Below are 15,314 nucleotides of genomic sequence, written 5' to 3' on the forward strand. Positions count from 1 at the left end.
AGAGAGAAGGAGGATACCTATGTTCCGTAGAAACAAATTATTTTTTTGGACAGCTGAAATTTTATTATTAACACTGATTTTCTATCTTTGGAGAGAAATGGGTGCCATCATTACTCCCTTCGTTACAGTTGTGAATACCATCATGATTCCATTTTTACTTGGTGGATTTTTTTACTACATTACAAATCCAATCGTGACTTTCTTAGAAAAGAGATGTAAGATCAATCGTCTTATCGGTGTCTTGGTCACTCTTTGCGCCTTGATTGGCGTTATCGTTGTAGGGGTCGTTTATCTCTTGCCGATTTTGATTAATCAGTTGACCAGCTTGATTATTTCTAGTCAAAACATTTATAGTAGACTACAAGATTTGATCATCGATTTGTCAATGAATCCAGTCTTCCAAAATATTGATATTCAACAAACAATTCAACAACTGAATCTCTCCTATGTGGATATCCTCCAGAATATCCTGAATAGCGTCAGCAACAGTTTAGGAAGCGTTCTTTCAGCCTTGTTTAGTACAGTTCTTATTCTCATTATGACCCCTGTATTCTTGATTTATTTCTTGTTGGATGGTCATAAGTTGCTACCAATGTTGGAACGTACCGTCTTAAAACATGACAAATTGAATCTTTCTAGCCTTTTAACCAATCTCAATACAACCATAGCGCGCTATATCAGTGGAATTGCGATTGATGCGGTTATTATTGGATGTTTAGCCTATATTGGCTATAGCGTTATCGGATTAAAGTACGCCCTAGTTTTTGCTATTTTCTCTGGAATTGCAAATTTAATTCCTTATGTTGGTCCAAGTATTGGCTTGATTCCAATGGTGATTGCCAATGTGTTCACAGATCCTCATCGTATGTTGATTGCGGTTGCTTATATGCTTATTATTCAACAGATTGATGGGAATGTTCTCTATCCACGTATCGTTGGAGGGGTTATGAAAGTACATCCGATTACGATTTTGGTGCTCCTTTTACTGTCAAGTAATATCTACGGTGTCATAGGGATGGTCGTAGCAGTACCTACTTACTCTATTTTTAAAGAAATTACTAAGTTCCTAGCGAAATTATATGAAAACCATAAAGAAGCTAAGGAACTGGAAAAAACAGAATCAAATTAAAATCAGGGAGACCTGATTTTTTTGTTGAAAATACTATCTTCCAAACAAAATAAGTTTGAATTCATATTGCCATAAAGAAGCAGAAGAACAGGATTTGATAAGATTTAGATTAATTCACAAAATATGTGTAAAACACTTGCAATTTAGCAGAAATTTGATAAAATAGTAAGGAAAGTTAGACTGTATTGCCTACTGTCTATCTATAAAATATATTTTATTGGAGGCTTTTACTCAAATGGCAAAAGAAAAATACGATCGTAGTAAACCACACGTTAACATTGGTACTATCGGACACGTTGACCACGGTAAAACTACTTTGACTGCAGCTATCACAACTGTATTGGCACGTCGCTTGCCTTCAGCAGTTAACCAACCTAAAGACTATGCGTCTATCGATGCTGCTCCAGAAGAACGCGAACGCGGTATCACTATCAACACTGCGCACGTTGAGTACGAAACTGAAAAACGTCACTATGCTCACATCGACGCTCCAGGACACGCGGACTACGTTAAAAACATGATTACTGGTGCCGCTCAAATGGACGGAGCTATCCTTGTAGTAGCTTCAACTGACGGACCAATGCCACAAACTCGTGAGCACATCCTTCTTTCACGTCAGGTTGGTGTTAAACACCTTATCGTCTTCATGAACAAAATTGACTTGGTAGACGACGAAGAATTGCTTGAATTGGTTGAAATGGAAATCCGTGACCTCTTGTCAGAATACGACTTCCCAGGTGACGATCTTCCAGTTATCCAAGGTTCAGCTCTTAAAGCTCTTGAAGGTGACTCTAAATACGAAGACATCATCATGGAATTGATGAACACTGTTGATGAGTACATCCCAGAACCAGAACGTGACACTGAAAAACCATTGCTTCTTCCAGTCGAAGATGTATTCTCAATCACTGGACGTGGTACAGTTGCTTCAGGACGTATCGACCGTGGTACTGTTCGTGTCAACGACGAAATCGAAATCGTTGGTATCAAAGAAGAAACTCAAAAAGCAGTTGTTACTGGTGTTGAAATGTTCCGTAAACAACTTGACGAAGGTCTTGCCGGAGATAACGTAGGTGTCCTTCTTCGTGGTGTTCAACGTGACGAAATCGAACGTGGACAAGTTATCGCTAAACCAGGTTCAATCAACCCACACACTAAATTTAAAGGTGAAGTCTACATCCTTACTAAAGAAGAAGGTGGACGTCACACTCCATTCTTCAACAACTACCGTCCACAATTCTACTTCCGTACTACTGACGTTACAGGTTCAATCGAACTTCCAGCAGGTACTGAAATGGTAATGCCTGGTGATAACGTGACTATCGACGTTGAGTTGATCCACCCAATCGCCGTAGAACAAGGTACTACATTCTCTATCCGTGAGGGTGGACGTACTGTTGGTTCAGGTATGGTTACAGAAATCGAAGCTTAATTCGATTAAGTTCCCAGAAGAACAATTATTTAAGTCAGACACTAAAAGAATCTTGCCTTGCAAGGTTCTTTTTTTATTCTTGATCTATTTGAAGTGCTTCTACTCTAGCAGTATAATCGTTTTTTTGGTATAATAAAAGTTATGGAAATCGAAAAAACCAACCGTATGAACGCCCTTTTTGAATTTTACGCGGCGCTTTTGACAGACAAGCAGATGAACTATATTGAACTCTATTATGCTGATGATTATAGTCTTGCTGAGATTGCTGAAGAGTTCGGTGTCAGTCGTCAGGCTGTTTATGACAATATCAAGCGAACGGAAAAGATTCTAGAAGATTATGAGATGAAATTGCACATGTATTCGGACTACATTGTTCGCAGTCAGATTTTTGACCAGATCTTGGAGCGTTATCCCAAGGATGACTTTCTGCTGGAGCAGATAGAAATTTTAACAAGCATTGATAATAGAGAATAAGTATGGGGAGTATAGTCATCTACAAAGGTATATCCTGTAAACTATTAGCTGCTGAGACTCCTTTTCCCACAAGGCTACAAATCCTCTCGTCTGATTCTATCTCTCGAGCTCTTCAAGAGGGATTTAGCTGTTGGGGATATCCAAATGAGATAATGAAAGAAGTCACTCCAGAAGAACTTGTTTGTTTACAAGATTTTGGACGTTTTCCACCGAATTAATGAAACATAGGAGAAAAAAATGGCATTTGAAAGTTTAACAGAACGTTTACAGAACGTCTTTAAAAATCTACGTAAAAAAGGAAAAATTTCTGAGGCTGATGTCCAGGAAGCGACCAAAGAGATTCGTTTGGCCTTGCTGGAAGCTGACGTTGCTTTGCCTGTTGTGAAGGACTTTATCAAGAAAGTTCGAGAACGTGCAGTTGGACACGAGGTCATTGATACCCTCAATCCAGCCCAACAGATTATCAAAATCGTTGATGAGGAATTGACAGCTGTTTTAGGTTCCGATACGGCAGAAATTATCAAGTCACCAAAAATTCCAACCATTATCATGATGGTCGGTTTGCAAGGGGCTGGTAAAACGACATTTGCTGGTAAGCTGGCTAATAAACTCAAGAAGGAAGAAAATGCACGTCCTTTGATGATTGCGGCAGATATTTATCGTCCAGCAGCCATCGATCAGCTGAAAACACTTGGACAACAAATCGATGTTCCTGTCTTTGCACTTGGAACAGAAGTGCCTGCTGTTGAAATTGTTCGCCAAGGTTTGGAGCAAGCGCAAGCCAATCACAACGACTATGTCTTGATCGATACGGCAGGGCGTTTGCAAATCGATGAACTTCTCATGAATGAGCTTCGTGATGTTAAAGCACTGGCTCAACCAAATGAAATCCTGCTCGTCATTGATGCCATGATTGGTCAGGAAGCGGCAAATGTTGCTCGTGAGTTTAATGCTCAGTTGGAAGTAACTGGGGTTATTCTTACCAAGATTGATGGGGATACTCGTGGTGGTGCAGCTTTGTCTGTTCGTCACATCACTGGAAAACCTATCAAGTTCACTGGTACGGGTGAAAAGATAACAGATATCGAAACCTTCCACCCAGATCGTATGTCAAGCCGTATCCTTGGTATGGGGGATATGCTGACCTTGATTGAGAAAGCTTCTCAGGAATACGATGAGCAAAAAGCCCTTGAAATGGCTGAAAAGATGCGCGAAAACACCTTTGATTTCAATGATTTCATCGATCAGTTGGATCAGGTGCAAAATATGGGACCAATGGAAGACTTACTCAAGATGATTCCAGGTATGGCTAACAACCCTGCCCTTCAAAATATGAAGGTGGATGAGCGCCAGATTGCGCGCAAACGTGCCATTGTGTCTTCCATGACACCTGAGGAGCGTGAAAATCCTGATTTGTTAAATCCAAGTCGTCGCCGCCGTATCGCTGCTGGTTCTGGAAATACCTTTGTCGAAGTCAATAAATTTATCAAGGACTTTAATCAGGCCAAACAGCTCATGCAAGGTGTCATGTCTGGGGATATGAACAAGATGATGAAACAAATGGGAATCAATCCCAATAACCTTCCAAAAAATATGCCAAATATGGGAGGGATGGATATGTCTGCCCTTGAAGGTATGATGGGACAAGGTGGAATGCCGGATATGTCAGGTCTCGGAGGAGCAGGCATGCCAGATATGAGCCAGATGTTCGGTGGTGGACTTAAAGGTAAAATCGGTGAATTTGCCATGAAACAGTCTATGAAACGCATGGCCAACAAAATGAAAAAAGCGAAGAAAAAACGTAAATAAAAAAGGAAAGCAGAAGTGCTACCTAAAAAAGAACTCTGAATCCGATTCAGAGTTCTTTTGTGTTTGATTGGTTTATTCCCACTCAACAGTTGCAGGTGGTTTACTTGTAATGTCGTAGACGATACGGTTAACGTGATCCACTTCATTTACGATACGTACAGAGATTTTTTGAAGGACTTCCCAAGGAATCTTGGCAAAGTCAGCTGTCATACCATCGATAGAAGTAATGGCACGAATGGCGATGGTGTAGTCATAAGTACGACCGTCACCCATAACACCGACTGAACGAACGCCTGTGTTGACAGTAAAGTATTGCCAGATATCGCGGTCAAGACCAGCTTTAGCGATTTCTTCGCGAAGGATAGCATCAGACTCACGAACAGTTTCTAGTTTTTCTTCAGTGATTTCACCCATGACACGGATAGCAAGTCCTGGTCCTGGGAATGGTTGGCGCCATACGATGTGGTCTGGCATACCAAGCTCTGTACCGAGGGCACGGACTTCGTCTTTATAAAGAGTGTTCAATGGCTCAATCAATTCAAACTGCATGTCTTCTGGAAGACCACCCACGTTGTGGTGTGATTTGATGGTTTGAGCAGTATCTGTACCAGACTCAATTACGTCAGTGTAAAGCGTTCCCTGAGCAAGGAATTTTACATCTTTTAGCTTACTTGCTTCGTCATCAAAGACATAAACAAACTCGTTACCGATAATCTTCCGTTTTTGTTCAGGGTCAGAAACACCTGCAAGTTTATCAAGGAATCGTTTAGCAGCATCTGCCTTGACGATATTCAACCCAAACTTACCACCAAGCATGTCCATAACTTGGTCAGCCTCTCCCTTACGGAGAAGACCGTGGTCTACAAAGATACAGATTAATTGATCACCGATTGCTTTTTGAAGAAGAACTCCAACAACAGAAGAGTCAACACCACCTGATAGACCGAGAAGAACACGCTTGTCACCTACAGTTTCACGAATTTTCTTGATCTGCATATCGATGAAGTTGTCCATTGACCAGTCACCCTTAGCTTTACAGATGTTAAGGGCAAAGTTGCGAAGGATATCATTCCCGTATGCAGAATGGCGAACTTCTGGGTGGAATTGGATACCATAGATGTGCTTGTCAGGGTTTTCAATAGCTGCATAAGGACAGTCAGCAGAAGTACCAGTACGAACAAAATCAGCTGGAATCTCTGTAACAGCATCGCCATGGCTCATCAAAACAATCTGTTCTTCAGGAGTCCCTTCAAAGAGGGCAGAAGTGGTATGGGTAAGTGGTGATTGGCCATACTCGCGGTTACCAGCATCACCTGCAGGGACAACTTTTCCACCAAGTTTATGAGTTAAAAGTTGCATACCGTAGCAGATTCCTAAAATTGGAATGCCAAGTTCAAAAATTTCTGGGTCAATATCAAATGAACCATCTTCGTATACAGAGTTTGGTCCACCAGAGAGGATGATCCCTACAGGGTTAATCGCACGAACCTCTGCAGCTGAGATTTTGTGACTTTTTAGCTCTGAAAAAACACCAATTTCACGAATACGGCGTGAAATCAGCTGGTTGTATTGGCTACCATAGTCCAGCACGATGATTTTTTCGACATCTTGCAAATCAGTTGAAATGTTGCTCATCTTTTTCCTTTCTCAAAAGAAATATCTTTTTCAATATTCTATCACAAATAGGGGCGAATTACCAACTAAACAAGGCAAAGTTTGACTTTTTCTTAGCAAATACGGTACAATGGAGAAAATAAAGAAAAGAAGTGAGAATCATGTTACCAGCTTATATGAAAATCCATGATCAGATCAAGAAGGATATAGATGAGCATCATTGGAAAATCGGAGAGAGACTTCCAAGTGAGCGAGATTTAGCTGAACAGTTTCAAGTTAGCCGGATGACATTACGCCAGGCTATCTCTCTCTTGGTTGAGGAAGGAGTTTTGGAGCGTCGTGTAGGAAGTGGAACCTTTGTCTCTAGCACTCGTGTCCAAGAAAAAATGCGGGGAACGACTAGTTTTACGGAGATTGTCAAATCTCAGGGGAAAGTCCCTTCCAGCCAACTCATTTCTTACAGAAGAACCATTCCAAATGAGCAAGAGGTCGCAAAGCTAGGGATTACTCCGACAGAGAATATTATCCGCATGGAACGGGTGCGTTACGCTGACCAAGTTCCGCTAGTCTATGAAGTCGCATCCATTCCTGAGAAATTTATTAAGGATTTCAAAAAAGAAGAAATCACCAGTCATTTCTTCCAAACCTTGCAGCAACATGGCTACCGGATCGGCAAATCCCAACAGACCATTTATGCAAGATTGGCTAAGGAGAAGATTGCTCACTATCTAGAAGTCGAAAAGGGCCATGCCATTTTAGCCTTGACACAGGTCTCTTATCTTGAAGATGGGACAGCTTTCGAGTATGTAAAGAGTCAATACGTGGGCGAACGATTTGAATTTTATCTTGAAAATAACTAGTCTAGAAAGGCTGGTTTTTTGTTTTCTTAAAAGATTAGAATTGTCAAAACAATCTGTCTAGGCTTGATTTTATTGCTTATTTACTATAAAATGAGAAGGAAAAACGTCAAACTTTTATATTGCAAATAGGAGAAAAAATGACAAAAACATTAAAACGCCCTGAGGTTTTATCACCTGCAGGAACTTTAGAGAAGCTGAAAGTAGCTGTTCAATATGGTGCGGACGCAGTCTTTATCGGTGGGCAAGCCTATGGTCTTCGTAGCCGTGCTGGAAACTTCACTTTTGAACAGATGGAAGAAGGAGTCCAGTTTGCTGCTAAGTACGGTGCCAAGGTCTATGTGGCTGCTAACATGGTTATGCACGAAGGAAACGAAGCTGGTGCTGGAGAATGGTTCCGTAAGTTACGTGACATCGGGATTGCCGCAGTTATCGTGTCAGATCCGGCTTTGATTATGATTGCAGCAACCGAAGCACCAGGTCTTGAAATCCACCTTTCAACCCAAGCCAGTGCGACGAACTATGAAACTTTAGAGTTCTGGAAAGAACTTGGTCTAACTCGCGTGGTTTTGGCTCGTGAAGTTTCAATGGAAGAATTGGCAGAGATTCGCAAACGCACTGATGTAGAAATTGAGGCCTTTGTCCATGGAGCCATGTGTATTTCCTACTCAGGTCGCTGTACACTCTCAAACCACATGAGTATGCGTGATGCCAACCGTGGTGGCTGTTCTCAGTCTTGTCGTTGGAAATACGATCTTTACGACATGCCCTTTGGTCAAGAACGTAAGAGTCTTAAAGGTGAAATTCCAGAAGAATTTTCAATGTCAGCTGTTGACATGTCCATGATTGACCATATTCCAGATATGATTGAAAACGGTGTAGACAGTCTCAAGATTGAAGGCCGTATGAAATCTATTCACTATGTTTCAACTGTGACCAACTGTTACAAGGCGGCTGTGGATGCTTACCTTGAAAGCCCACAAAAATTTGAAGCCATCAAACAAGACTTGGTGGACGAGATGTGGAAAGTTGCTCAACGTGAATTGGCAACAGGTTTCTACTATGGTACACCTACAGAAAACGAACAGTTATTTGGCGCTCGTCGTAAAATTCCTGAATACAAGTTTGTCGCTGAAGTGGTAGCGTATGATGATGCGACCCAAACGGCAACCATTCGTCAACGAAATGTCATAAACGAAGGCGACCAAGTGGAGTTTTATGGGCCAGGTTTCCGTCATTTTGAGACTTATATCCAAGATCTTCATGATGCCAAGGACAATAAAATCGACCGCGCCCCAAATCCAATGGAACTCTTGACCATTAAGGTTCCACAACCTGTTCAAGCTGGGGACATGGTCCGCGCTCTCAAGGAAGGTCTTATCAATCTCTATAAGGAAGATGGAACCAGCGTCACAGTTCGTACCTAGAGAAGGAAAAGTGAATGAATCAAGCACAAGGTTTGTTAGTTGATGATGAAGGCAGATGTGTTCATTATCATAGCGAAAAGGACATCGTTTCCCTCCAGTGTTATGAGTGTAAAAAATACTATGCTTGTTATCAGTGCCACAATGCTGTGGAAACGCATTTGTTTTCGCCCTATCCCTTGGCGCTTTCTGAGGATCGACCAATTTTATGTGGGGCTTGTAAGAGGACAATGACTTTCCAAGAATACCAAAAGCAGATGGCTTGTCCTTACTGCAGTGCTCCATTTAATCCAGGTTGTAAACAACACTATTCCTACTATTTTAAATAAAATGAATCAATCCAAGTTTCAAACTTGGATTTTTCAGTTTGTTTCAGAAAATATAGTAAAATCAAGAAAAACTCGCAATCTAAAATGGAAAAACTTTCTATAGAATAGTGTAAAAATAGCAAAAATAGAAATATATTATCTGAAACGCTTTCAACGTAAGTAAAAAGTTGACAAATCAAAATTTTAGGACTAAACTAAGTAAGTAAATTTTAAATAAAAGGAGAATTCATCATGAATTTAACATTTTTCGGTCTTTGTCTTGCCTGTATGGGTGTATCCCTTGCAGAAGGTATGTTGATGAACGGTTTGTTCAAATCAGCTGCTCGCCAACCAGACATCATTCCACAATTGCGTAGCTTAATGATCATGGGGATTGCCTTTATCGAAGGAACATTCTTTGTAACTCTCGTATTTTCATTTATCATCAAATAAAGAGAAGTATAAAATGGAAAAGGGAGGATTTTAGATGGAAGAAAGTATCAATCCAACCATCAATATTGGTCCTGTTACCTTTGATTTGACCTTGACAGTATTGACCTTACTGTCAGTAGTCGTTATTTTTGGCTTTATCTATTGGGCAAGTCGGAATATGACTGTGAAACCCAAAGGAAAGCAAAATGTACTGGAGTATCTCTATGACTTCGTAGTCGGATTTACTGAACCTAATGTAGGCTCACGGTACATGAAAGATTACTCACTCTTTTACTTGTGTTTATTTCTTTTTATGGTGATCGCAAACAATCTTGGTTTGATGGCGAAACTTCAAACTACAGATGGGACAAACCTTTGGACATCGCCAACTGCCAATCTTCAATTTGACTTGGCCTTGTCATTTGGAATTATCCTGATGACCCATATAGAAGGAATTCGTCGCCGTGGTGTTAAAAAGTATCTGAAAGGCTTTGTTACCCCAGGTTTTATGACACCGATGAATCTCCTTGAAGAAGTCACGAATTTCCTATCACTTGCTTTGCGGGTATTCGGAAATATCTTTGCCGGAGAAGTGATGGCTAGTTTGCTGATCACACTTTCTCATCAGGCTCTTTATTGGTATCCAGTCGCATTTGTTACCAATCTTGTCTGGACGGCGTTTTCTGTGTTTATTTCCTGTGTTCAGGCTTATGTATTCACAGTCTTGTCTTCTATGTATCTAGGAAATAAAATTAATGATGGAGAGTAGAAAGGAGTAACAGATGCACGTAACAGTAGGTGAATTAATTGGTAACTTTATTTTAATCGCTGGCTCTTTTATCCTTTTGATTGTCTTAGTTAAGAAATATGCGTGGTCAAACTTGACAAGTGTCTTCGAAGAAAGGGCAAATAAAATTGCTGCTGATATTGATGGAGCTGAACAAGCTCGTCAAAAAGCAGAAACTCTTGCCCAAAAACGTGAAGATGAATTGGCTGGTAGTCGCAACGAAGCCAAAACAATCATTGAAAATGCTAAAGAGACAGCAGAGAAGAGTAAAGCAGATATTCTGGCAGATGCTAAAGTAGAAGCAGGTCGCTTAAAAGAGAAGGCGAATCAAGAAATTGCTCAGAATAAAGCTGAAGCTTTGCAAAGTGTTAAGGGCGAGGTGGCAGATTTGACGATTAGTCTCGCTGGTAAAATCATCTCAAAAAATCTTGACAGTCATGCTCATAAGGAACTCATTGATCAGTATATCGATCAGCTAGGAGAAGCCTAATGGACAAGAAAACAGCAAAGGTAATTGAAAAGTACAGCATGCCTTTTGTCCAATTAGTGATTGAAAAAGGAGAAGAGGACCGGATTTTTTCAGACTTGGATCAGATCAAGCAAGTCGCAGAAGAAACGGGCTTACCTTCTTTTTTAGCTCAGGTGGCAGTTGATGAGTCAGATAAGGAAAAAACAGTTGGTTTCTTTCAAGACTCTGTCTCACCTTTAATGCAAAACTTTATTCAGGTTCTGATTTACAATCACAGAGCAAATCTTTTTTATGATATCATTGTTGATTGTTTGAATCGTCTTGAAAGAGAAACCAATCATTTTGTAGTCACGATTTCTTCAGCTCATCCTTTAACGGACGAACAGAAGGAACGTTTGCTTCCCTTGATAGAGAAAAAAATGTCTCTGAAAGTACGGAGTATTAAAGAACAAATTGATGAAGGACTCATTGGTGGTTTTGTCATTTTTGCTAATCACAAGACAATTGATGTGAGTATTAAACAACAACTTCGAGTTGTTAAAGAAAATTTGAAATAGAAAGTGGTGTTCTTTTGGCAATTAACGCACAAGAAATCAGCGCTTTAATTAAGCAACAAATTGAAAATTTCAAACCCAATTTTGATGTGTCTGAAACAGGTGTTGTAACCTATATCGGGGACGGGATTGCGCGTGCTCACGGTCTTGAAAATGCCATGAGTGGAGAGTTGTTGATCTTTGAAAACGGCTCTTATGGGATGGCGCAAAACTTGGAGTCTACAGACGTTGGGATTATCATCCTTGGAGACTTTACAGATATTCGTGAGGGTGATACCATTCGCCGTACAGGTAAAATCATGGAAGTACCTGTGGGGGACAGCCTAATCGGACGTGTTGTCGACCCACTTGGTCGTCCAGTTGATGGTCTTGGTGATATCCATACTGAAAAGACTCGTCCAGTAGAAGCGCCAGCTCCTGGCGTTATGCAACGTAAGTCTGTATCAGAACCATTGCAGACAGGTTTGAAAGCTATTGACGCCCTTGTACCGATTGGTCGTGGTCAACGTGAGTTGATTATTGGTGACCGTCAGACAGGGAAAACAACTATTGCGATTGATACAATCTTGAACCAAAAAGGTCAAGATATGATCTGTATCTACGTAGCGATTGGACAAAAAGAATCAACTGTCCGTACACAAGTAGAAACACTTCGTCAGTACGGTGCCTTGGACTACACAATCGTTGTGACAGCTTCTGCTTCACAACCATCTCCATTGCTCTTCTTAGCTCCTTATGCCGGAGTTGCTATGGCAGAAGAGTTTATGTACCAAGGCAAGCATGTTTTGATTGTTTATGATGATCTTTCAAAACAAGCGGTCGCTTATCGTGAACTTTCCCTCTTGCTTCGTCGTCCACCAGGTCGTGAAGCCTTCCCAGGGGATGTTTTCTACCTTCACAGTCGTTTGCTTGAGCGCTCAGCTAAAGTTTCTGATGAGCTTGGTGGTGGATCTATTACAGCCCTACCATTTATCGAGACACAAGCAGGAGATATCTCTGCCTATATCGCAACCAACGTGATTTCTATCACTGACGGACAAATCTTCCTTGGTGATGGTCTCTTCAATGCGGGTATTCGTCCAGCCATCGATGCGGGTTCATCTGTATCCCGTGTAGGTGGTTCCGCTCAGATTAAAGCTATGAAGAAAGTAGCTGGTACACTTCGTATCGACCTTGCTTCATACCGTGAGTTGGAAGCCTTCACTAAGTTTGGTTCCGATTTGGATGCAGCAACACAGGCTAAGTTGAACCGTGGACGTCGTACTGTGGAAGTATTGAAACAACCTGTTCATAAACCACTACCTGTTGAGAAACAAGTAACCATTCTCTATGCTTTGACACATGGTTTCTTGGATACGATTCCTGTAGATGACATTGTTCGTTTTGAGGAAGAGTTCCATACTTTCTTTGATGCTCATTATCCAGAGATTTTGGAAACCATTCGTGAAACAAAAGACTTGCCAGAAGAAGCAGTCTTGGATGCTGCGATTACAGAGTTTCTCAATCAATCCAGCTTCCAATAAGAATAGAGGTGTCAGATGGCAGTATCTCTAAATGATATTAAAACAAAAATCGCCTCAACCAAAAATACGAGTCAAATCACTAATGCTATGCAAATGGTATCGGCTGCCAAGTTAGGTCGCTCTGAAGAAGCAGCGCGCAACTTCCAAGTTTACGCTCAGAAAGTTCGTAAGCTTTTGACGGATATTCTGCATGGTAACGGATCTGGTGGTTCAACCAATCCGATGCTCATCAGTCGCCCAGTTAAGAAAACAGGCTATATCGTTATTACTTCAGACCGTGGCTTGGTTGGAGGTTATAATGCTTCCATCCTTAAAGCTGTTATGGAGTTGAAAGAAGAATACCATCCAGATGGTAAAGATTTTGAGATAATCTGTATTGGTGGTATGGGAGCTGATTTCTTTAAGGCTCGTGGTATTCAGCCAATCTACGAACTACGTGGCTTGGCAGATCAACCTAGTTTTGATGAAGTTCGTAAAATTATTTCAAAAACGATTGAGATGTACCAAAACGAACTTTTTGATGAATTGTACGTCTGCTACAACCATCATGTCAATACTCTCACAAGTCAAATGCGTGTGGAACAAATGCTTCCGATTGTTGACTTGGATCCAAATGAAGCGGATGAAGAGTATAGCTTGACCTTTGAGTTGGAAACGAGCCGAGAAGAAATTTTGGAGCAATTGTTGCCACAGTATGCTGAAAGTATGATTTACGGGGCTATTATCGATGCCAAGACAGCTGAAAATGCCGCAGGTATGACAGCTATGCAGACAGCGACTGATAATGCCAAGAAAGTCATCAATGATTTGACAATCCAGTATAACCGTGCCAGACAGGCGGCGATTACACAAGAAATTACAGAAATTGTAGCAGGTGCTAGCGCCTTAGAATAAGGCTTTAGTTCAGCTCGTATGAAAATGAACTTATACTCAATGAAAATCAAAGAGCAAACTAGGAAGCTAGCTGTAGGCTGTACTTGAGTACGGTAAGGCGACGCTGACGTGGTTTGAATTTGATTTTCAAAGAGTATTAGGACCTAGTTGAGCTAGGAACCGACAGTATCTTATATAGAATAGGAGAAGGAGATGAGTTCAGGTAAAATTGCTCAGGTTATTGGACCCGTTGTAGACGTCTTGTTTGCAGCAGGGGAAACACTTCCTGAGATTAACAATGCACTTGTCGTCTACAAGAATGACGAAAGAAAAACAAAAATCGTCCTTGAAGTAGCCTTGGAGTTGGGTGATGGTATGGTCCGTACGATCGCCATGGAATCAACTGATGGTTTGACTCGTGGAATGGAAGTTTTGGACACAGGTCGTCCAATCTCGGTTCCAGTAGGTAAAGAAACTTTGGGACGTGTCTTCAATGTTTTGGGAGATACCATTGACTTGGATGCTCCTTTCGCTGAAGACGCTGAGCGTCAGCCAATTCATAAAAAAGCTCCGACTTTTGATGAGTTGTCTACCTCTTCTGAAATCTTGGAAACAGGAATCAAGGTTATCGATCTTCTTGCCCCTTACCTTAAAGGTGGGAAAGTTGGACTCTTCGGTGGTGCCGGAGTTGGTAAAACCGTCTTGATCCAAGAATTGATTCACAACATTGCCCAAGAACATGGTGGTATTTCAGTATTTACCGGTGTTGGAGAACGTACTCGTGAAGGGAACGACCTTTACTGGGAAATGAAAGAATCAGGCGTTATCGAGAAAACAGCCATGGTATTTGGTCAGATGAATGAGCCACCAGGAGCCCGTATGCGTGTTGCCCTTACTGGTTTGACCATCGCCGAATACTTCCGTGATGTAGAAGGCCAAGATGTGCTTCTCTTTATTGACAATATCTTCCGTTTCACTCAGGCTGGTTCAGAAGTATCTGCCCTTTTGGGTCGGATGCCGTCAGCCGTTGGTTACCAACCAACACTTGCAACGGAGATGGGTCAATTGCAAGAGCGTATCACGTCAACTAAGAAGGGTTCTGTAACCTCAATCCAGGCTATCTACGTGCCTGCGGATGACTATACTGACCCTGCGCCAGCAACAGCCTTCGCTCACTTGGATTCAACGACTAACTTGGAACGTAAGTTGGTACAGTTGGGGATTTACCCAGCCGTTGACCCACTTGCTTCAAGCTCTCGTGCCTTGGCACCTGAGATTGTTGGTGAGGAGCACTATGCTGTAGCTGCGGAAGTTAAACGTGTTCTTCAACGTTACCATGAATTGCAAGATATCATTGCTATCCTTGGTATGGATGAACTCTCTGATGAAGAAAAAACCTTGGTTGCGCGTGCCCGCCGCATCCAGTTCTTCTTGTCACAAAACTTCAACGTTGCGGAGCAATTTACTGGCCAACCTGGTTCGTATGTACCAGTAGCGGAAACGGTTCGTGGCTTTAAGGAAATCCTTGAAGGGAAATATGACCAGCTACCAGAAGATGCCTTCCGTGGTGTCGGTTCAATCGAAGACGTCATTGCTAAGGCAGAGAAAATGGGATTTTAAGAGGTGACC

At 41.5% G+C, this 15,314-nt stretch carries 16 protein-coding genes; 15 read left to right on the forward strand and 1 reads right to left on the reverse strand.

Translation table 11 applies throughout. The features are described from left to right. Window positions 1-19 precede the first annotated feature (19 nt). The 5 genes from SORDD25_RS00405 (at window position 20) to ffh (ending at window position 4,844) form a co-directional block, all read left to right on the forward strand. Window positions 20-1,129 (forward strand): AI-2E family transporter, encoded by a 1,110-nt coding sequence (locus SORDD25_RS00405; protein ID WP_042768674.1) that lies wholly within the window; start codon window positions 20-22, stop codon window positions 1,127-1,129. A 235-nt stretch (window positions 1,130-1,364) separates the two neighbouring features. Continuing rightward, window positions 1,365-2,561, forward strand: a complete 1,197-nt coding sequence (gene tuf / locus SORDD25_RS00410; protein WP_001040720.1) for an elongation factor Tu — start codon at window positions 1,365-1,367, stop codon at window positions 2,559-2,561. 141 nt (window positions 2,562-2,702) lie between these two features. Beyond that, a complete protein-coding gene (locus SORDD25_RS00415) occupies window positions 2,703-3,035 on the forward strand; it encodes a putative DNA-binding protein (RefSeq protein WP_061427218.1) in 333 nt (110 codons plus the stop codon). A 2-nt stretch (window positions 3,036-3,037) separates the two neighbouring features. Continuing rightward, window positions 3,038-3,253 (forward strand): hypothetical protein, encoded by a 216-nt coding sequence (locus SORDD25_RS09510; RefSeq protein ID WP_061852213.1) that lies wholly within the window; start codon window positions 3,038-3,040, stop codon window positions 3,251-3,253. Window positions 3,254-3,272: 19 nt separating this feature from the next. Then, complete coding sequence (gene ffh / locus SORDD25_RS00425) at window positions 3,273-4,844, forward strand: signal recognition particle protein (RefSeq protein ID WP_000863609.1); 1,572 nt, start codon at window positions 3,273-3,275, stop codon at window positions 4,842-4,844. A gap of 72 nt (window positions 4,845-4,916) precedes the next feature. Here the strand turns inward: ffh and guaA are convergent, their stop codons facing one another. Then, on the reverse strand, window positions 4,917-6,479 hold the full coding sequence (guaA, locus tag SORDD25_RS00430; protein ID WP_061852214.1) for a glutamine-hydrolyzing GMP synthase: 1,563 nt from the start codon (window positions 6,477-6,479) through the stop codon (window positions 4,917-4,919). A gap of 140 nt (window positions 6,480-6,619) precedes the next feature. Between guaA and SORDD25_RS00435 the strand changes: the two genes are divergently transcribed. From SORDD25_RS00435 to atpD, 10 genes are all read left to right on the forward strand, one after another. Further along, window positions 6,620-7,318 carry a GntR family transcriptional regulator gene (locus SORDD25_RS00435; protein WP_000936178.1) on the forward strand — a complete coding sequence of 233 codons (699 nt, stop codon included), beginning with the start codon at window positions 6,620-6,622 and terminating at the stop codon, window positions 7,316-7,318. A 137-nt stretch (window positions 7,319-7,455) separates the two neighbouring features. Further along, window positions 7,456-8,742: a peptidase U32 family protein gene (locus tag SORDD25_RS00440; RefSeq protein ID WP_061852215.1), complete on the forward strand. Its 1,287-nt coding sequence runs from the start codon at window positions 7,456-7,458 to the stop codon at window positions 8,740-8,742. Window positions 8,743-8,756: 14 nt separating this feature from the next. Then, window positions 8,757-9,068, forward strand: coding sequence for a CHY zinc finger protein (locus tag SORDD25_RS08985; RefSeq protein ID WP_081103619.1), 312 nt, complete (start codon window positions 8,757-8,759; stop codon window positions 9,066-9,068). A 231-nt stretch (window positions 9,069-9,299) separates the two neighbouring features. Next, a complete protein-coding gene (locus tag SORDD25_RS00450; RefSeq protein ID WP_001054555.1) occupies window positions 9,300-9,500 on the forward strand; it encodes a F0F1 ATP synthase subunit C in 201 nt (66 codons plus the stop codon). A gap of 34 nt (window positions 9,501-9,534) precedes the next feature. Continuing rightward, on the forward strand, window positions 9,535-10,248 hold the full coding sequence (gene atpB, locus SORDD25_RS00455; RefSeq protein ID WP_000392868.1) for a F0F1 ATP synthase subunit A: 714 nt from the start codon (window positions 9,535-9,537) through the stop codon (window positions 10,246-10,248). Window positions 10,249-10,261: 13 nt separating this feature from the next. After that, entirely contained in the window at window positions 10,262-10,756 is a 495-nt protein-coding gene (gene atpF, locus SORDD25_RS00460; protein WP_000558543.1) for a F0F1 ATP synthase subunit B, read from the forward strand. Next, entirely contained in the window at window positions 10,756-11,292 is a 537-nt protein-coding gene (locus SORDD25_RS00465; RefSeq protein ID WP_038806143.1) for a F0F1 ATP synthase subunit delta, read from the forward strand. The genes atpF and SORDD25_RS00465 overlap by 1 nt, the downstream gene beginning before the upstream one ends. A gap of 14 nt (window positions 11,293-11,306) precedes the next feature. After that, window positions 11,307-12,812: a F0F1 ATP synthase subunit alpha gene (gene atpA / locus SORDD25_RS00470; RefSeq protein ID WP_061852217.1), complete on the forward strand. Its 1,506-nt coding sequence runs from the start codon at window positions 11,307-11,309 to the stop codon at window positions 12,810-12,812. A 15-nt stretch (window positions 12,813-12,827) separates the two neighbouring features. Further along, on the forward strand, window positions 12,828-13,706 hold the full coding sequence (locus tag SORDD25_RS00475) for a F0F1 ATP synthase subunit gamma (RefSeq protein ID WP_000301229.1): 879 nt from the start codon (window positions 12,828-12,830) through the stop codon (window positions 13,704-13,706). 192 nt (window positions 13,707-13,898) lie between these two features. Next, the gene (gene atpD, locus SORDD25_RS00480; RefSeq protein WP_049536478.1) at window positions 13,899-15,305 is read left to right on the forward strand and encodes a F0F1 ATP synthase subunit beta; all 1,407 of its coding nucleotides are present in this window, start codon (window positions 13,899-13,901) and stop codon (window positions 15,303-15,305) included. The last annotated feature ends 9 nt before the right edge of the window (window positions 15,306-15,314 follow it).

The organism is Streptococcus oralis (assembly GCF_001579525.1).
Taxonomy (GTDB): domain Bacteria; phylum Bacillota; class Bacilli; order Lactobacillales; family Streptococcaceae; genus Streptococcus; species Streptococcus oralis_M.